Raw genomic sequence first — 16721 nt, 5'->3', positions numbered from 1 at the left:
CATGGCAACGCTTGAGATCCACGACCTGCACGTCTCCGTCGAGGCCGAGGGCGGCCCCCGCGAGATTCTGCGCGGCGTCGACCTGACCGTGAAGCAGGGCGAGACGCACGCCATCATGGGCCCGAACGGCTCCGGCAAGTCCACCCTGGCGTACTCGCTCGCCGGTCACCCGAAGTACAAGATCACCGGCGGCACCGTCACCCTCGACGGCGAGAACGTGCTGGAGATGTCCGTCGACGAGCGGGCCCGCGCCGGTGTCTTCCTCGCCATGCAGTACCCGGTCGAGGTGCCCGGCGTCTCCGTCTCCAACTTCCTGCGCACCTCCGCGACCGCGATCCGCGGCGAGGCGCCGAAGCTGCGCACCTGGGTGAAGGAGGTCAAGGAGGCCATGCAGCGCCTCTCGATCGACCCGTCCTTCGCCGAGCGGAACGTCAACGAGGGCTTCTCCGGCGGTGAGAAGAAGCGCCACGAGATCCTCCAGCTGGAGCTGCTGAAGCCGGCCATCGCGATCCTCGACGAGACCGACTCCGGTCTCGACGTCGACGCGCTGCGCGTCGTCTCCGAGGGCGTCAACCGCGTCCGCGAGTCCGGCCAGGTCGGCACCTTGCTGATCACCCACTACACGCGCATCCTGCGCTACATCAAGCCCGACCACGTCCACGTGTTCGCGAACGGCCGGATCGCCGAGTCCGGCGGCCCGGAGCTGGCGGACAAGCTGGAGGAAGAGGGCTACGAGGAGTACGTGAAGGGAGGCGTCTCCGAGTGACACAGCTGCCGGGCCTCCTCGACACCGAGGCGATCCGCAAGGACTTCCCGATCCTGGACCGCACGGTCCACGACGGCAAGAAGCTCGTCTATCTGGACAACGCGGCGACCTCGCAGAAGCCGCGTCAGGTCCTGGACGCGCTGAACAGCTATTACGAGCGCTCGAACGCCAATGTGCACCGTGGCGTCCATGTGCTCGCGGAGGAGGCCACGGCGCTGTACGAGGGCGCCCGCGACAAGGTCGCCGCCTTCATCAACGCTCCCAGCCGCGACGAGGTGATCTTCACCAAGAACGCGTCGGAGTCGTTGAACCTGGTCGCCAACATGCTCGGCTGGGCCGATGAGCCCTACCGGGTGGACCAGGAAACCGAGATCGTCATCACGGAGATGGAGCACCACTCCAACATCGTTCCGTGGCAGCTGCTCTCGCAGCGCACCGGCGCGAAGCTGAAGTGGTTCGGCCTCACCGAGGACGGCCGTCTCGACCTGTCCCAGATCGAGCAGGTCATCACGGAGAAGACCAAGGTCGTCTCGTTCGTGCTGGTCTCCAACATCCTGGGCACGGTCAACCCGGTCGAGGCGATCGTCCGACGTGCGCAGGACGTCGGCGCGCTCGTCGTCATCGACGCCTCCCAGGCCGCCCCGCACATGCTGCTGGACGTCCAGGCGCTGCAGGCCGACTTCGTGGCCTTCACCGGCCACAAGATGTGCGGCCCGACCGGCATCGGTGTGCTGTGGGGCCGCCAGGAGCTGCTGGAGGATCTGCCTCCGTTCCTCGGCGGCGGCGAGATGATCGAGACCGTCTCGATGAACTCCTCCACCTACGCCCCGGCGCCGCACAAGTTCGAGGCCGGTACGCCCCCGATCGCCCAGGCCGTCGGCCTCGGCGCGGCCGTGGACTATCTGACCTCGATCGGCATGGACAACATCAACCGCCATGAGCACGCCCTGACCCATTACGCGGTCGGCAGGCTCCTGGAGGTGCCCGACCTGCGCATCATCGGCCCCACCACGGCCGAGGAGCGCGGCGCGACGATCTCCTTCACGCTCGGCGACATCCACCCGCACGATGTGGGTCAGGTCCTCGACGAGCAGGGCATCGCCGTCCGGGTCGGCCACCACTGTGCCCGTCCGGTCTGCCTGCGGTACGGAATTCCTGCGACCACGCGAGCGTCGTTCTATCTGTACTCCACTCCGGCCGAGGTGGATGCCTTGGTCGACGGGTTGGAGCACGTACGGAACTTCTTCGGCTAGGGGATGCCACGTGAAGCTGGATTCGATGTACCAGGACGTCATCCTGGATCACTACAAGCACCCCCACGGGCGGGGGCTCAGGGACGGCGACGCCGAGGTACACCACGTCAATCCCACCTGCGGTGACGAGATCACCCTGCGGGTGCGGCTCGACGGCGAGACGATCGAGGACGTGAGCTACGAGGGCCAGGGCTGTTCCATCAGCCAGGCGAGCGCGTCCGTGCTCAACGACCTGCTGGTGGGCAAGGAGCTGGGCGAGGCTCGTAGGATCCAGACGACGTTTCTGGAGCTGATGCAGTCCAAGGGCCAGATCGAGCCGGACGACGCGATGGAAGAGGTGCTGGAGGACGCGGTCGCGTTCGCCGGTGTCTCCAAGTACCCGGCCCGGGTCAAGTGCGCGCTGCTGAGCTGGATGGCATGGAAGGACGCCACCGCTCAGGCCCTGGGCGACGGCACCGAAGGGAAGACCGCATGACTGAGAACGTGGAAACCACCACCAAGCCCGCGAGTGAGGAAGAGGTCCGCGAGGCCCTCTACGACGTGGTCGACCCCGAGCTGGGCATCGACGTGGTCAACCTCGGGCTCATCTACGGCATTCACGTCGATGAGAGCAACATCGCCACCATCGACATGACGCTCACGTCCGCGGCCTGTCCGCTGACCGACGTCATCGAGGACCAGGCGAAGTCCGCGGCCGACGGCATCGTCAACGAGCTGCGGATCAACTGGGTCTGGATGCCGCCGTGGGGACCGGACAAGATCACCGACGACGGCCGCGACCAGCTGAGGGCGCTCGGCTTCAACGTCTGAGGTCTCCGGCTCGGGTCGTGTTCCGGGTTTTCGAAGCGGCCCCCGCGCACTCTGCGCGGGGGCCGCTTCGTATGTTCCGGGGCTCTTTTGCGTACGCCCGTACGCATTGCTGTGTACGCCCGTACGCATCGTTGTGTACGATCGTACGCATGGGATACGTGACGCTCTCCGGGGCCATCCTGGCCGAGATCCTGGCGACCACCTCGATGAAGTACAGCGACGGCTTCAGCAGGCTCTGGCCCTCGCTGGCGACGGCCGTCGGCTACGTCATCGCCTTCGTGCTGCTCGCCCAGACGCTCAAGACAGTGTCCGTCGGCACCGCGTACGCCATCTGGGCCGGTGCCGGGACCGCCGTCATCGCGGCGATCGGGATGGTGTTCCTCGGGGAGGCCATGACGGCGGCGAGGGTGATCGGGGTGCTGCTGGTGATCGCCGGGGTGGTCGTGCTCAGCCTCAACGGGGCCCACTGATGGGGCGCCGGTACGACCCCGAGCGGCGGCAGCGGATCATCGACGCCGCGATCGCGGTGGTGGGGGAGCGAGGGATCGGCGGGCTGAGTCACCGGGCCGTGGCCGCCGAGGCGGACGTACCGCTCGGATCGACCACGTACCACTTCGCAAGCCTCGACGATCTGTTGGTCGCCGCGCTTGAGCGGATCAACACCGAGTGTCTGGACGATGTGGAGCGCATGGAGCGCGACGCGCCCGCCGGGGCGCCGCTCGCGGACCAGCTGGCGTGGCTGATGGAGCAGATGGTGACGGGCGACCGTAAGCGGCTGGAGCTGGAGTACGAGCTGTATCTCACCGCCCTGCGGCGCGCGTCGGTGCGGCCGATCGCCGCCGCGTTCCTGGACCGCATGGCCGCGCTGCTGGAGCGGCGTACCGGCGACGCGGATGTCGCGCGCGCCGTGAACGCGCTGTTCGACGGGATGCTGTTGCAGATCCTGCTGACCGGGCGGGAGTTCGACCGGGAGGAGGCGCGGGCGGCGTTCGCACGCGTGACCGGCTGAGGGGGCCGCGCCGACGGCCCTGACGCGGTGGCTGCCCGGTGGCTGCCCGGCCGTCGGCTGGTAGCCGTCCGGCGGCCGTCGGGTGAGACCGGTTAGCCTCCGGGGCCCGCCTCCGGTTAGCGTGCTGACCATGACCGATGCAGCCACCACCACCCGCACCACCGGCGCCGTCGCCGCCGGGCTCGCCACCCTCACCGAGGACGGCACCGTTCTGGACACCTGGTTCCCGGCCCCCGAGCTGGCCGACGCGCCCGGCCCGGCCGGGACCGAACGGCTCGACGCCGAGCGCACCGCGCAGCTCCTGGGCGAGACCGCCCTCAAGGCGCTCGGCCCGGACCCGCGCCGTGGGGTCGAGATCGTCGCCGTCCGCACGGTCATCGCCTCGATCGACGACAAGCCGCTGGACGCGCATGACGTATACCTGCGGCTGCACCTGCTCAGCCACCGGCTGGTCAAGCCGCACGGCCTGAGCCTGGAGGGCCAGTTCGGCCTGCTCGCCAACATCGCCTGGACCTCGCTCGGCCCCGTCGCCGCCGACCAGGTCGAGCGCGCCCGGCTCGCCGCCCGCGCCGAGGGGCTGCACCTGTCGGTGACCAGCGTCGACAAGTTCCCGCGGATGACGGACTACGTCGTTCCGGCTGGTGTCCGCATCGGTGACGCCGACCGCGTACGGCTCGGCGCGCACCTCGCCGCCGGGACGACCGTCATGCACGAGGGCTTCGTCAACTTCAACGCCGGGACGCTCGGCACGTCCATGGTCGAGGGCCGCGTCAGCGCGGGCGTCGTCGTCGGCGACGGCTCCGACATCGGCGGCGGTGCGTCGATCATGGGCACGCTGTCCGGTGGCGGCAAGCAGACCATCACCATCGGCGAGCGCTGCCTGCTGGGCGCCGAGGCGGGCCTCGGCATCTCCCTCGGCGACGACTGCGTCGTCGAAGCGGGCCTGTACGTGACGGCGGGCACCCGGGTGACCCTCCCGGACGGCAAGATCGCCAAGGCCCTTGAGCTGTCCGGCGCCACGAACCTCCTCTTCCGCCGCAACTCCACGACCGGCGCGGTCGAGGTCCTGCCGCGCACCGGCTCCTGGGGCGGCCTCAACGAGGCGCTGCACAGCCACAACTGATCAGGTCGCCGACGCGTAGACGTCGGCCAGCCTCGCCGTCACGGTCGCGCCCGCCCCGAACAGGGGCGGGCGCACCGCCCCGCCGGGCTGCCCGAGGGTGCCCAGGAGTGCCTTCGCGGTGACCGCGCCGGGGAGGTGGGACATCATCGCGTCGATGAGCGGGGTCAGCGCGAGATGCCGACGGGCGGCCTCCTCGGGGTCGCCCGCGTCGTACGCCTCCAGAACGCCCCGCACCTCGCGCGGCGCCACGTTGGCGACCGTACTGATGCAGCCGACCGCGCCGATCGCCCTGAGCGGCAGGTTCAGCTCGTCGCAGCCGGAGTAGTAGGCGAGCCCGGTGGCGGCCATCGTTCGCGCCGACTTCATCAGGTCGTACGCGCAGTCCTTCACCCCGGTCACGCGGGGGTGTTCCGCGAGGCGGCACAGGGTGTCGTACGAGAGCGCGGTGCCGGTGCGGAAGGGGATGTCGTACAGGGTGACCGGGAGGCCGACCGCGTCGGCGATCATGCGGAAGTGCGCCTCGACGGCTTCCTGCGGTGGGCGGCTGTAGTACGGGGTGACCACCAGCAGCCCGTGCGCACCCGCCTTTTCGGCGGCCCGCGCGAGCGCGACGGCGTGTGCCGTGTCGTTGCTGCCCACCCCCGCCACGATCCGTGCCCGGTCCCCGACGGCCTCCACCACGGCCTCGACGACCGCCGTCTTCTCGGCATCGCTGGTGGTCGGCGACTCCCCGGTGGTCCCGCCGAGCACCAGCCCGTCGCAGTCGCCCTCGTCGACGAGGGCGACCGCGAGGCGCTGAGCGCCGATGAGATCGAGGCCATCGTCCCGGGTGAAGGGGGTGACCATGGCGCAGGCGAGATGAGATCGGGGCATGACGGAAGTGTCGTGCGGGGGTTTGCCGTAGGTCCACTTAAATCTTCTTGGTGTAGCTGTGTAGCGTCGCTACGGGGTGGGGGGGCTCTCCCCTACCCCGCCCCTTCCCGAAACCGGGGGACACCCCCGGCCCCCGGCGGCTCCGCCTCGGGCGGGGCGGGGGCGTGCTTGCCCCGGGGTGGGGGACGCCCACGGCCCCTGGTGGCTTTGCCTCGGGCGGGGCGGGGGTGGGCATGTCTGCCTCGGGGTGATCTTCGCCGAGCTTGGGCTCGGACCGCCCGCTCAGGGGCGGAGGCGGACGATCTGGGGGTCGTGGTCGCTGGACTGGTCGGCGAACTCCGCGTTGATGTGGACGATGTCGTAGTCCGGGCCGCGCAGGGACCGGCTGGTCAGGATGTGGTCCAGCACCTGCGAGTTGCCGTTGTAGACGTAGCCGTACCGCTCGTTCCGCGGCAGGCGCGTCACCAGGTCGGTCAGGACGCCGCCCTTGGTCAGGGCGGACAGCGCCGGGGAGAACTGGTAGTCGTTGAGGTCGCCCGCGACGACCACCGCCGCCTTCGGGTCGGCGGCCAGCAGGGACTTCACGAAAGTGTTGACGGCCGTGGCCTGGCCCGTGCGCTGGGTCTCCGAGGACCGCACCGGCGGCTGGACGCGGGCGTCGAGGCCCTGGTCGCCGCCCTTGGAGTTGAAGTGGTTCGCGACCACGAACACCGGGCGGCCCCGGAAGGCGAACTGCCCGACCAGCGGCTTGCGGCTGTCCTTCCACACCTCGCTGCCCGGCTCGATGCGGCCTGGGGAGGTGGAGAGGGCCGCCTTGCCGTCCTTCCGCACGACCTTGACCGGCGTCGTCGCGTCGCCGCCCGGGGTGTCCGTGAAGGAGACCCGCTCCGGGTTGTAGAGGAAGGCGACGCGGATGTTGCCGCCGGGCTCTCCGCCGTCCTGGTCGTCCGCCGGGTTGATCTGCCGCCATGCGTAAGAAGGGCCACCGGCCGCCGCGATGGCGTCGGTCAGCTTCTTCAGGGTGGCGTCGGCGCTCACCACCCCGTCGTTCGTGGCGCCGTTGTCGTCCTGGACCTCCTCCAGGGCGACGATGTCAGGCGAGGCGAGGTTGTCGACCAGGCCGGAGGCGAGGCGGTCGAACTTCGACTGGGCGGTCTTGGGGGACAGGTTCTCGACGTTGTACGTCGCGACCGACAACTCGCCGGACTTCTGCTTGCGCGTGCGCTCCCGCTGCGGCCCGTGGTCGTCCAGCGTCCCCAGCGCGCCGGCCGCGATGGTGTAGCCGCCGAAGTTGTCGTAGTCGAGCGGCCCGGCCGTCGTCCCCGTCAGCCGGTCGCCGACGTCGGCGACCGGGAAGGGGTGCTCGGCGTAGGGGAGGAGGGAGGTGACCTTCAGCCGCCCGGCGTTCGGGTCGCGGTACGTGTCGTAGAGGGCGCCGCCGCGCGCGGTGCGCTTGTGGCGCGGTTCGGCGGTGACCCACAGCTCCTTGTACGTGTTGGTCGCGCCGACCACGGGCGCGTCCGCGACCGAGACCCGCATGCCCTCCAGCGACTCGTACCGGTCCAGGGCGTACGAGCGGGGCCGCAGCGCCGGGCCCTCCAGGTCGCCGCCGGGCGCGTACCGGTCGGGGACGGTGGAGGGGTTCAGCCGGTAGGCGGCGGGCAGCTCGTTGGACTGCGACCGGACCGTCCACGTGGCCTTGGATATCTCGGTCAGCGACTGGAGACCGGCCGCCGCCCCGCCCGGGTAGTACTCGCTCACCGTCCCGCTGACCTCGACCGCGTCCCCGACGGCGACGGACGGAGTGGTGGAGCCGGTGAAGACGAAGATCGCCTCGCTGGTGGCCGGGTCGGCGTCCGGCCTCGGGTCCTGGAACCAGAAGCCGCGCGACGAGCCGAAGGAGCGCACCGCCGTGACCGTGCCGGGGACGTCGGTCACCTGCTTCCCGGCCAGCGGGGATATCCGGGTGCGGCCCTGGATGTCGTGGATGCGGGCCGCGTCCGCCGTCGGGGCGGCGGACGCGGACGACGGGCCGACGAGCAGCCCTGCCGCGACGGCGGTGGCGGTGACGGTGACGGCGGCGGCGACGGATGAGCGCCGGGCGCGTGGGGACATGGTGATGGCCTCCGGTGCGGAGTGAAGAGAGGGACGAGGTGGCCTCTACGCGCGTCAATCTCTTGTCTCCGCACGACAGTTGTCAAGGGTGGTCAGGTGTACGGACCTGGGCAGCCGAATGAACAGACACGTGAACGGGCGGGGGAACGCGGCGGGCGGCCACATCGGGACGAAACTGCCCCCGCGTTCCGTCTACGCTGGGGGGTCGGGCCGCGCGCCCCGTACCCTCCGTACCGCCATCCGCCGAGGAGACTTCCGCTTATGCCCGGAGACCGCCCCACCATGCCGCCCGTGCGGCTCCGCACCGAAGCGGAACTCGCCCGGGACGCGCTCGCCGCTCCGCTCCTCGCCCGCGCGGTACGGCTCGCCCGCTGGGCCGAGCCCGGGAAGCCGGTGGCGGCGGGGGGCGTGCTGTCGGCCGACGATCTGCGGGCGGCGGTAGAGCTGCTGGACCTCGCGGCGGACGAGGACGGGCCCGAGCACGTCGCCCAGGCGTGGCAGCTGGCCGTCGACACCGGGCTCGTAGCGATCCAGGAGTCGCAGGAGTCACCGGAGTCCGTGGCGGACGGCTCGGACGGCTCGGATGGCTCGGACGAGACGGACGACTCGGACGACGAATCCGCGGCCGACGGCGAGCGCGAGCCCTCCGCGACCGCGACCAGCGGCGAAGAGCTGCGGCTGATCACCGGCGGCAGCCCGCAGGACGTCCTCGACCTCTGGCTCGACGGCTTCGAGACCGTCCTCGCCGACGCCGCCGCGCCCGACCTCGGCGACATCGTGGACCAGATCAGCGAGGGCGGCGAGATCGACCTCGACTCGATCGACTGGAACCCGGAGGAGGAGGCCGAGTTCCTGGACGGGATCCTCGGCAACCTCTACCTGCTCACCGCCATGGACGAGGAGGCGGCCGTCGGCTCGGTGCCGCTGCCCGCGCTCGTCGCCTCCATGGTCGTCCCGGACGACATGGACGAGCCCACCGACGACATCCTCGAAGAGGTGTCGGAGGCGATGGTGCGGCTGGACGACCAGTTCCGGTTGCTCGCCCCGACCGGCCTGATCGACTACCAGCCGGTGGACGAGGCGCTGATCGAGGAGGTCGACGGCGAGGTCCGCCTCCACGAGTCCGACCCGGCGCAGCAGCAGCCGCAGGACGACGAGGAGGACGTCTCCCGCTACGGCATGGTCCGCCTCACCCCCCTCGGCGTCTACGCCATCCGCTCCCGCATGCTCGACGCGGGCGTCGACGCCCCGGTCGTCGGCGACCTGGCCGACAAGGGCGCGGACGTTCTGCTGGACACCCTCCCCGGCCACCCCGAGTCGGCCGCCCACGCCGAGGCCGAGCTGTGGCTCGACCGCCGTACGCCCGACGGGGCCGCCCGGGAGCTGCTGGCCGCCGCCCGCGGCGACGACGAGGACGCCCCGCTGCGCCGCCTCACCTGCCAGCAGACGCTGTCGCTGGTCGGCGGCGCGGCCGAGCCCGCCCTGCGGGAGGTGCTGGACGACCGCCACCTGGGCGGGCTGGCCCGGGTGTGGCTGGCCGAGCACGGCGCGAAGGACATCCCGGAGCCGCCGGAGACCATGGTCTTCTGGCTGACGGTGGACACCCTGGCCGCGCAGCTCGCCACGGAGGACGACTCCGAGGAGCTGCGGGACCTGGTGCGCGGGCTGGTCGACCAGTCCGGCGGCTTCTTCGAGTCGGCCTGGCGGGTGGACCACCCGGCGACGGCCGACGTGCTGGAGGCGATGGGGCGGCTGCACCCGGACAAGAAGGCCGCGAAGGAGGCCCGGAAGGCCGCGTTCAAGGCCCGCTCCCGGGCGTAACAGGGCCTCACACAGGGCCTCACACAGGGCGCCTCACACAGGCCCTCGCGGGGCCTCACAGGGCGCCAACAGGGCCCAACGGTCGGCGAACAACGGAGAACGAGACATCGACGGGCCCCTTTGGTCCGTCGATGTCTCATTCCGTTCAACTGTTGTTCGGTCTGGGGCGAAAATCTATGCGCGCAGTCCCCAGCATGGCGTCCGCAGCCAGGCCCTTGCCGCTCAGGAGATGAAGATGGCCGTCACTCGAAGAGACTTCGCGAAGCGCTCCGCGTACACCGGGGCCGGGTTCGCCCTGGTCGGGAGCGCCGGTGTGCTCGGCACCGCGCCCGGCGCCCTGGCGGCGGAGACCGCCGGTACCGACGCGGAGCAGGGAGGCGGCACCGCACAGCTCGGCTACGGTCCGCTCGTCGCCGACCCCAAGGGCCTCCTCGCCCTGCCCGAGGGCTTCACGTACCGGATCATCACCCGCACCGGCGAGACGACGCTGGAGTCCGGCGAGTCCACCCCGTCCAACCACGACGGCACCGCCACCTTCGAGGGCAACCGCGGCGCGACGCTGCTCGTCAACAACCACGAGCTGGCCGGGCCCCGCAAGGACTGGCCGCACCCGGTCCCGCTGATCGACGGCCTGGTCTACGACCCGGCGGCGTCCGGCGGCTGCACCGTGGTCGAGGTCGCCAAGCACGGCGACCACGTCTCCGAGTGGGTGGGCATCGCGGGCACCGCGACCAACTGCGCGGGCGGCCGCACTCCCTGGGGCACCTGGCTGACCTGCGAGGAGACCGAGGACAAGGCCGGCAAGAACGGCATGACCAAGGACCACGGCTACGTCTTCGAGGTCGACCCGCACGACCGCAAGGCGAACCGTGACCCCAAGCCGATCAAGGCCCTGGGCCGGTACCCGCACGAGGCCGTCGTCGTCGACCCCAAGCGCGGCCACCTCTACCTCACCGAGGACGCCTCCGGCCCCAACGGGCTCCTCTACCGCTGGGTTCCGCCGCACGGCTTCGAGCACGGCCGCGGCCGTCTGCGCACCCTCAAGGACGACGCGGGCGTGCTCCAGGCGCCCCGGTGCTACGACTCCGGCGGCAAGTTCGTGGACGACCTGTCCCGCGCCACCAAGACCGGCACGGTCTACGGCGTGGACTGGGAGCCGGTGCCGGACCGCGACGCCAAGTCGGTCTCCGTCCGGAAGCAGTTCACGGACGGCCAGATCACCCGGGCGCGCAAGCTGGAGGGCATGTGGTGGGCCGACGGGGGCGCGTACATCGTCTCCTCCTTCGCCCGTGAGGAGAGCCCGGTCCAGCACGACGGCCAGGTCTGGTTCTACGACCCCAAGCGCCGCACCCTCACCCTCAAGGTGCTGCTGGGCGTCAACCCGGACCCGTCGAAGGACGGCGCGTTCGACGGCCCGGACAACATCACCGTCTCGCCGTACGGCGGTCTGGTGATCGCCGAGGACGGCGAGGGCGTCCAGCACCTGTTCGGGGCGACGGACGACGGCCGTACGTACCCGATCGCGCGCAACGACCTGAACATCGGCTCGGCGGAGGAGCCGGAGTTCAGCGAGTTCACCGGCGTGGTGTTCTCGCCCGACGGGCGGACCCTGTACGCCAACATCCAGGTCCCCGGCATCATGCTGGCCATCACCGGCCCGTGGCGCCGCCAGCGCTGAGACGGGGAATCCCGCGAGCCGGGTGCCGCGTTGACGCGTAGGTGACCTCGCGCCTTCGTAACGTCCCCTTCTCCATCCTGGACCGCTCCCGCACCCGGCAGGGGCGGGAGCGGTCGCAGGCGCTGCGCGACACCGTGCGGTTCGCGCGGCAGGCCGAAGCCCTCGGCTTCCGCCGCTTCTGGGTCTCGGAGCACCACAGCGTGCCCGGCGTCGCCGGATCGGCGCCCACCGTGCTGGCGGCCGCCGTCGCGGCGGCGACGGACCGCATCCGGGTGGGCACGGGCGGGGTGATGCTGCCGAACCACCGCCCGCTGGTGGTGGCCGAGCAGTTCGGGGTGCTGGCCTCGCTCTTCCCGGGCCGCATCGACATGGGGCTCGGCCGCTCGGTCGGCTTCACCGACGGCATCCGCCGGGCGCTCGGCGCCGAGAAGGACGCCGCGCAGGACTTCGGCGCGCAACTGGCCGAGCTGCTGGGCTGGTTCACCGGTGAGCAGAGTACGTACCCCCAGGTCCACGCCCACCCGGCGGAGGGCCTGACCCTGCCCGCCTTCGTCCTGGCGACGGGCGAGGGCGCGGATGTGGCGGCGGAGGCCGGGTTGGGGCTGGTCATCGGCGATCTGCGCGGCCGGGACCGGATGCTGCGGGCGATCGACCGCTACCGTGCGGGCTTCCGGCCCTCGGCGTGGTCGTCCGCGCCGTACGTCGTCGTATCGGGCAACGTGGCGGTCGCCGACACGGCGGAGGAGGCGCGCCGTCTCCTCGTTCCCGAGGTCTGGGCGATGGCCCACTCCCGCACCCGTGGCAGCTTCCCTCCGCTCGCCCCGCCGGAGGAGATCGCCGCGCTGGACATGACGGAGAAGGAGCGCGGCTTCTACGAGGAGGGGCTGCGCGGCCAGCTGTACGGCACGGAGGACGAGGTGGCCGCCGCGCTCGACGAGCTGATCGGGCGCAGCGGCGCGGACGAGGTGCTGGTGACGACGAGTACGTACGACCAGGACGCCCTGCTCGACTCCTACGGCCGCCTGGCCCGGGTGGCGGGCCTGGCGCCGCTCACCACCGTCTGAGGGCGTCTTCGAGGGCTGCCGCGACGGCGTCCGGGGCTTCCACGGGCAGCAGATGGCCGACGCCGGGGACGGTCGTCAGGGTGGCGTGCGGGATGGCGGTCAGGAGTCCGGCGCCAGGCCACCTGCCTCCGGCCGCCTGGCGCGCCTCCTACAGCTGAGCGCACACCCGTCCGTGCATGCCGGGTGTCCCTGCCTCCCCCTCAGACCTTCTCCCACACCGAGACGTGCCGGGGGCTGTCGTTGGTGAACGGCTCCCGGGCCCACCCCTCCCAGCGGTCGCGCAGCCGCATCCCGGCGAGCTGGGCCATCAGGTCCAGCTCGGCGGGCCATACGTACCGGAAGGGGACCGTCAGGTAGGTGGCCCGGTCGTCCTCCGCGATCATCAGGTGGTGCGAACTCATCCCCTGGGTGGCGAAGTCGTACGTGTCGAACCCCCAGCGCGTGGCGCCGACCCGGAACGGCACGATGTGCTGCCCCGGGGGCAGCTTCCGCAGCTCCGGGACCATGACCTCGATGACGAAGCAGCCGCCGGGTGCGAGGTGGGCCGCGACGTTGCGGAAGCAGGCCACCTGCGCTTCCTGCGTCGTCAGATTCATGATCGTGTTGAACACGAGGTAGGCGACGGAGAACGTGCCGCCTGCCTGGGCGGTGGCGAAGTCGCCGATCGTCACCCCGATCGCGTCCCCGCCCGGCTTGTCCCGCAGCCGGGCCGTCATCGCCTCCGACAGGTCGATCCCGTGAACCGGTACGCCGCGCTCCGCCAGCGGCAGCGCGATACGTCCCGTCCCGACGCCCAGCTCCAACGCCCGCCCGCCCCCGGCCAGTTCCGCCAGTACGTCGACCACCGGGTCCACGGCGTCCGGCTCGAACATGTCCGCTGTCGAATCGTCGTACGTAGCGGCGACGCGCTCTCCGAAGTGGCCGTCCTTGTCGTCATCCTTCTTGCCGACTTCACTCATGGCGGGGACCGTACTCCGGAAGTGCCGCCGGACGCGTCCCAATTTTTCCGGCCATCCCGGTACGTCGCCCCAGGAGCGGGAACAACCGCATTGCGGACTGGGGGATGACGGAACCGGGGGGCGTCATGGAATCGGTGGCTACAGCGGCCGTGCGGATCGTCACGGATCTGGCGACGGGGGCGGTGACGGCCGTGGGGGCCGAGGTCGGGCGGACCGTTTCCGTCCTGGTACGGGAGCGGCTCGGCGGGTCGGACGACGGGCAGGCGGCGCTGCGAGCCGTGGACGACCGGCCCCAGGACCCGGAGGCCGTGGCGGGGCTCAGGGACGCGGTGCGGGCCGCCATGGTGGCGGACGCGGAGTTCGCTGCCCGCCTCAACGCCGTGTTGGCGGGCCCGCCTCCGGACGCGGCGCCCCGGCAGGTCATCGGCAGCGTGATGATCGACGGCGGCGCCCGGGTGCGCCGCACCCAGATCTCGCTGGGGCCGATGACGTTCAACAACACCCCCTCCGGACGCGCGGCGCTGACGGGTCTGTCGGTGGTGATGGCCGTGCTGCTGGCCTTCGCGGCGTACGGCGGGGTGCGACTGATCGCGGCGGACGACGGCCCCGGAGGGACGACCTGGGAGCAGGGGCCGGGGGCCAGATGGGACGCCGGTACCGGCACCCGGGAGCCGGGTCCGGGCCCCGAGGACGCCCCGGCCTCCGGCACCCCGGCGGCCGAGAAGCTGGTGCCGCTGGCCGACGCGGCGGCCGTCGAGCAAGTCCTTCCCGACTCCGACGGATCGAGCCTGCCCGCGGGGTGGACGCAATCGCGCGCGCCCCAGGTGGGGGCCTCGTCCCGGGGCGACGGATCGACCTTCACGGGCTCGGTCAAGTACATCCCGGGTGACGGCGGCGGGATCGAGTTCCACGTCGTCGCCTACCCCAGCGTCGAGAAGGCGCGCGCGGGCTACGCGGCCATGGCGCCCGAGCGGAGCGCGAAGGTGCAATCCCTGACCATGCCGCAGGCCGGTGACGAGAGCCGGGCGTATTCCTCGCCCCAGAAGGAATCGTTCGGTGACAGCGGGCTGACCATGGACCGGGACGTCAGCATCACGATGGCGCGCACCGGGACGGTGATCACCGTGATTGCCAAGATCGACGACTCCGCCCTGCTCGATTCCCTGACCCCGATGATGTCCGACCGCGCCCGCCAGGCCCAGCGCGGCTGAGGACTTCTGCCGTGGTGCGGTGGTTGTCCCCTAGTGATCTGGTTCGGAGATCCTGTCGCAGTGGCGGCAGATGCGGTCGAGGATCTGGTCGGCGGCCTTGGTCCATTTGAAGGGCCTGGCATCGTCGTTCCAGACCTTGATCCACTCTTCGAGTGCGGTCTTGAGGTCGTCGAGTGAGCAGAACACCCCGCGTGTGAGGCAGCGTCGTTCCAGCTCGGCGAACCACCGTTCGACCTGGTTGATCCAGGACGAGTAGGTCGGGGTGAAGTGGAGCTGGAAGGGGGTGCGCGAGCAGCCACTTGTGCACCACGGGCGCCTTGTGGGCGGAGAGGTTGTCGCAGATGACGTGGACCGCCAGGCTCTTGTCGGTCTGGCGGTCGATCTCGTCGAGGAAGTCGCGGAAGTCGACGGCCCGGTGTTGGGCGGACAGTTTCGTGATCACCTTGCCCGTGGCGGTGTTCAGTGCGGCGAACAGGTCGACGGTCCCGTGCCGGACGTAGTCGAAACTCCGCCGCTCGGGCACTCCCGGAATCATCGGCAGGACCGGTGCGGTCCGCTCAAGAGCCTGGATCTGTGGTTTCTCGTCCAACGCGAAGACGACGGCATTGGCCGGCGGGGCGAGGTAAAGACCGACGACATCGCGGATCTTGTCGATCAGGGACGGGTCGGGTGAGATCTTGAAGGTCTCAGTCCGCCACGGCTGCAGGCCGAAGGCGTGCCAGACCCGCAGCACGCTCGCCGGCGAGATCCCCACGACCTTGGCCAGCTCCCGCTTCGACCAGTGCGTCCCGCCCTGTGGCGCCTGCTCCAGGGTGCGGACCACGAGTTGTTCCAGCCGTTCGCGCACGCCAGCACCATGCGTGCGCGAACGGCCAGTCCCTGGGCGGTCGAGCGGCGCTTGGCCCAGCTCTCCAGCGTCAGCCGCTCGGCCTCCGACAACACGACAGGTTCCAGCCGGGTATCGCCCATCCACGCAGCACAGCGCGAGCGCGCTACCCGCCGCAGCAGAACGCCGCAATCTGAAAGAGGGGACGCCTCACGTGGCGACCCACGACCTCAAAACCAGATCACTAGTACGTCCTGCGAGGCGCCGTTCCTAGCGCATCAGCAGTCCCCGCATCCCCAGCCCGTAGTGCACGCGCAGCCGGTGCAGCTCCCACAGGCCCACCGCCGTGACGGAGAGCGGGGCGCCCAGGATGAACACGTACCGGATCACCGTCGGCACGCCCTCGTGGGCGCCGGTGAACATGTCGATCAGTGCCATCTCCCACGCCAACGCCATGATCAGCAGCGGCGGCACCGTCTCGTGGATGTCCGCGGTGCGGAACACGTGCTGGACGGCGAGTCCCACGCCCCAGACGACGAACGGCGTCACCCAGAAGAGGACGAAGAGGGTGAACGCGAGGATGAGGCCCTTCGTCACGGTGAAGTGGCCCTCCACGAGGGGTTCCTGGCCCTCGAAGAACCCTGAGAGCACGATGATCGGGAAGACGGAGGCCGCCGCCATCATGGCCACGATCGCGCCGAAGCACCGCCCCGCCCGGCGCAGCAGGTCCCGTCGCGCCGACGGAGCGGCCAGGCCGTACAGGACGCCGACGACGACCGGGAGGGTCGCCGCCAGCACGAGGGCGCTGGTCCACGACTTGTCGACCTGCTCGTCCGCCGCATCGCTGAGCTTGGGGGCGAGCTTGTAGGCGTAGGACATCCACAGGAACGCGCCCACGCCGACCAGGGTCCTGATCTTCCGCATCCGCGCCACCTCAGGATCCGAGACGATGCCCGGCCGTGACGGGGTGAAGACCCTGCGCGCGGTGTGGATGGGGCCGATCCGCCGCCGCAGCCGGGTGATCGGCCCGCCCGGCGGCGGCACCGGCGGCCCCGGGTAGGGCGGCTGGGGCTGTGGCGGCACGTAGGGCTGAGGTGGCTGCGGCTGGTAGGGCTGCGGCCCCTGGGGCGGCTGTCCGCCCGGGTTCCAGTTGCTCATCGTGCGTCCCCCGATATGCGAGTGTGCGCCGCGATGGGCGCGATCGCCGAGTGTA

The 16721-nt window shown here is 70.9% G+C and carries 16 protein-coding genes and 1 pseudogene; 11 read left to right on the top strand and 6 right to left on the bottom strand.

From position 1 onward, the window contains the following. Nucleotide 1 precedes the first annotated feature (1 nt). From sufC to dapD, 7 genes are all read left to right on the top strand, one after another. On the top strand, nucleotides 2-766 hold the full coding sequence (gene sufC / locus ACZ59A_RS00805; RefSeq protein ID WP_470951796.1) for a Fe-S cluster assembly ATPase SufC: 765 nt from the start codon (nucleotides 2-4) through the stop codon (nucleotides 764-766). Next, nucleotides 763-2019, top strand: a complete 1257-nt coding sequence (locus tag ACZ59A_RS00800) for a cysteine desulfurase (RefSeq protein ID WP_470951794.1) — start codon at nucleotides 763-765, stop codon at nucleotides 2017-2019. The genes sufC and ACZ59A_RS00800 overlap by 4 nt, the downstream gene beginning before the upstream one ends. Nucleotides 2020-2029: 10 nt before the next feature. Further along, a complete protein-coding gene (gene sufU / locus ACZ59A_RS00795; protein ID WP_470951791.1) occupies nucleotides 2030-2494 on the top strand; it encodes a Fe-S cluster assembly sulfur transfer protein SufU in 465 nt (154 codons plus the stop codon). After that, the gene (locus ACZ59A_RS00790; RefSeq protein WP_470951789.1) at nucleotides 2491-2829 is read left to right on the top strand and encodes a metal-sulfur cluster assembly factor; all 339 of its coding nucleotides are present in this window, start codon (nucleotides 2491-2493) and stop codon (nucleotides 2827-2829) included. The genes sufU and ACZ59A_RS00790 overlap by 4 nt, the downstream gene beginning before the upstream one ends. 149 nt (nucleotides 2830-2978) lie before the next feature. Then, a complete protein-coding gene (locus ACZ59A_RS00785; protein ID WP_468041917.1) occupies nucleotides 2979-3299 on the top strand; it encodes a DMT family transporter in 321 nt (106 codons plus the stop codon). Continuing rightward, nucleotides 3299-3838, top strand: coding sequence for a TetR/AcrR family transcriptional regulator (locus ACZ59A_RS00780; RefSeq protein ID WP_468041919.1), 540 nt, complete (start codon nucleotides 3299-3301; stop codon nucleotides 3836-3838). The genes ACZ59A_RS00785 and ACZ59A_RS00780 overlap by 1 nt, the downstream gene beginning before the upstream one ends. Before the next feature lie 130 nt (nucleotides 3839-3968). Then, the gene (dapD, locus tag ACZ59A_RS00775) at nucleotides 3969-4961 is read left to right on the top strand and encodes a 2,3,4,5-tetrahydropyridine-2,6-dicarboxylate N-succinyltransferase (RefSeq protein ID WP_468041921.1); all 993 of its coding nucleotides are present in this window, start codon (nucleotides 3969-3971) and stop codon (nucleotides 4959-4961) included. On the opposite strand, the gene dapA is transcribed toward dapD, so the two are convergent. Continuing rightward, the gene (dapA, locus tag ACZ59A_RS00770; protein ID WP_470951786.1) at nucleotides 4962-5834 is read right to left on the bottom strand and encodes a 4-hydroxy-tetrahydrodipicolinate synthase; all 873 of its coding nucleotides are present in this window, start codon (nucleotides 5832-5834) and stop codon (nucleotides 4962-4964) included. Between the two features lie 282 nt (nucleotides 5835-6116). Then, entirely contained in the window at nucleotides 6117-7949 is a 1833-nt protein-coding gene (locus ACZ59A_RS00765) for an endonuclease/exonuclease/phosphatase family protein (RefSeq protein ID WP_470951783.1), read from the bottom strand. Nucleotides 7950-8210: 261 nt separating this feature from the next. On the opposite strand from ACZ59A_RS00765, the gene ACZ59A_RS00760 reads away from it, so the two are divergent. The 3 genes from ACZ59A_RS00760 to ACZ59A_RS00750 all read left to right on the top strand — a co-directional run bounded on the left by ACZ59A_RS00760 (nucleotide 8211) and on the right by ACZ59A_RS00750 (nucleotide 12512). After that, a complete protein-coding gene (locus tag ACZ59A_RS00760; protein WP_470951780.1) occupies nucleotides 8211-9770 on the top strand; it encodes a hypothetical protein in 1560 nt (519 codons plus the stop codon). A gap of 235 nt (nucleotides 9771-10005) precedes the next feature. Continuing rightward, entirely contained in the window at nucleotides 10006-11448 is a 1443-nt protein-coding gene (locus tag ACZ59A_RS00755; protein WP_470951777.1) for an alkaline phosphatase PhoX, read from the top strand. Nucleotides 11449-11489: 41 nt separating this feature from the next. Next, nucleotides 11490-12512, top strand: a complete 1023-nt coding sequence (locus ACZ59A_RS00750) for an LLM class flavin-dependent oxidoreductase (RefSeq protein WP_470951774.1) — start codon at nucleotides 11490-11492, stop codon at nucleotides 12510-12512. 200 nt (nucleotides 12513-12712) lie between these two features. Here ACZ59A_RS00750 and ACZ59A_RS00745 read toward each other — a convergent pair whose 3' ends face one another. Continuing rightward, a complete protein-coding gene (locus tag ACZ59A_RS00745; RefSeq protein WP_470951771.1) occupies nucleotides 12713-13471 on the bottom strand; it encodes a class I SAM-dependent DNA methyltransferase in 759 nt (252 codons plus the stop codon). Between the two features lie 104 nt (nucleotides 13472-13575). On the opposite strand from ACZ59A_RS00745, the gene ACZ59A_RS00740 reads away from it, so the two are divergent. Continuing rightward, on the top strand, nucleotides 13576-14682 hold the full coding sequence (locus ACZ59A_RS00740; RefSeq protein ID WP_470951768.1) for a hypothetical protein: 1107 nt from the start codon (nucleotides 13576-13578) through the stop codon (nucleotides 14680-14682). Nucleotides 14683-14712: 30 nt separating this feature from the next. Here the strand turns inward: ACZ59A_RS00740 and ACZ59A_RS00735 are convergent, their stop codons facing one another. The 3 genes and pseudogenes from ACZ59A_RS00735 to ACZ59A_RS00725 form a co-directional block, all read right to left on the bottom strand. Next, the gene (locus ACZ59A_RS00735; RefSeq protein WP_470954693.1) at nucleotides 14713-14868 is read right to left on the bottom strand and encodes a hypothetical protein; all 156 of its coding nucleotides are present in this window, start codon (nucleotides 14866-14868) and stop codon (nucleotides 14713-14715) included. A gap of 154 nt (nucleotides 14869-15022) precedes the next feature. Continuing rightward, nucleotides 15023-15529, bottom strand: a pseudogene (locus tag ACZ59A_RS00730) (IS630 family transposase); the annotation flags it as partial. A gap of 249 nt (nucleotides 15530-15778) precedes the next feature. Beyond that, complete coding sequence (locus ACZ59A_RS00725) at nucleotides 15779-16666, bottom strand: hypothetical protein (protein WP_470951765.1); 888 nt, start codon at nucleotides 16664-16666, stop codon at nucleotides 15779-15781. Between the last annotated feature and the right edge of the window lie 55 nt (nucleotides 16667-16721).

The organism is Streptomyces sp. NPDC040405 (assembly GCF_055595765.1).
Note: the sequence above shows the minus strand (reverse complement) of the source record. Positions and strands in the feature narration are given on the sequence as shown.

Excerpts from the sequence above, each read along its gene's own strand:
- sufC (WP_470951796.1), top strand. The coding sequence starts at position 2 with ATGGCAACGCTTGAGATCCACGACCTGCACGTCTCCGTCGAGGCCGAG.
- ACZ59A_RS00790 (WP_470951789.1), top strand. The coding sequence starts at position 2,491 with ATGACTGAGAACGTGGAAACCACCACCAAGCCCGCGAGTGAGGAAGAG.
- ACZ59A_RS00785 (WP_468041917.1), top strand. The coding sequence starts at position 2,979 with ATGGGATACGTGACGCTCTCCGGGGCCATCCTGGCCGAGATCCTGGCG.
- ACZ59A_RS00780 (WP_468041919.1), top strand. The coding sequence starts at position 3,299 with ATGGGGCGCCGGTACGACCCCGAGCGGCGGCAGCGGATCATCGACGCC.
- dapD (WP_468041921.1), top strand. The coding sequence starts at position 3,969 with ATGACCGATGCAGCCACCACCACCCGCACCACCGGCGCCGTCGCCGCC.
- dapA (WP_470951786.1), bottom strand. The coding sequence starts at position 5,834 with ATGCCCCGATCTCATCTCGCCTGCGCCATGGTCACCCCCTTCACCCGG.
- ACZ59A_RS00765 (WP_470951783.1), bottom strand. The coding sequence starts at position 7,949 with ATGTCCCCACGCGCCCGGCGCTCATCCGTCGCCGCCGCCGTCACCGTC.
- ACZ59A_RS00760 (WP_470951780.1), top strand. The coding sequence starts at position 8,211 with ATGCCCGGAGACCGCCCCACCATGCCGCCCGTGCGGCTCCGCACCGAA.
- ACZ59A_RS00755 (WP_470951777.1), top strand. The coding sequence starts at position 10,006 with ATGGCCGTCACTCGAAGAGACTTCGCGAAGCGCTCCGCGTACACCGGG.
- ACZ59A_RS00745 (WP_470951771.1), bottom strand. The coding sequence starts at position 13,471 with ATGAGTGAAGTCGGCAAGAAGGATGACGACAAGGACGGCCACTTCGGA.
- ACZ59A_RS00740 (WP_470951768.1), top strand. The coding sequence starts at position 13,576 with ATGACGGAACCGGGGGGCGTCATGGAATCGGTGGCTACAGCGGCCGTG.
- ACZ59A_RS00725 (WP_470951765.1), bottom strand. The coding sequence starts at position 16,666 with ATGAGCAACTGGAACCCGGGCGGACAGCCGCCCCAGGGGCCGCAGCCC.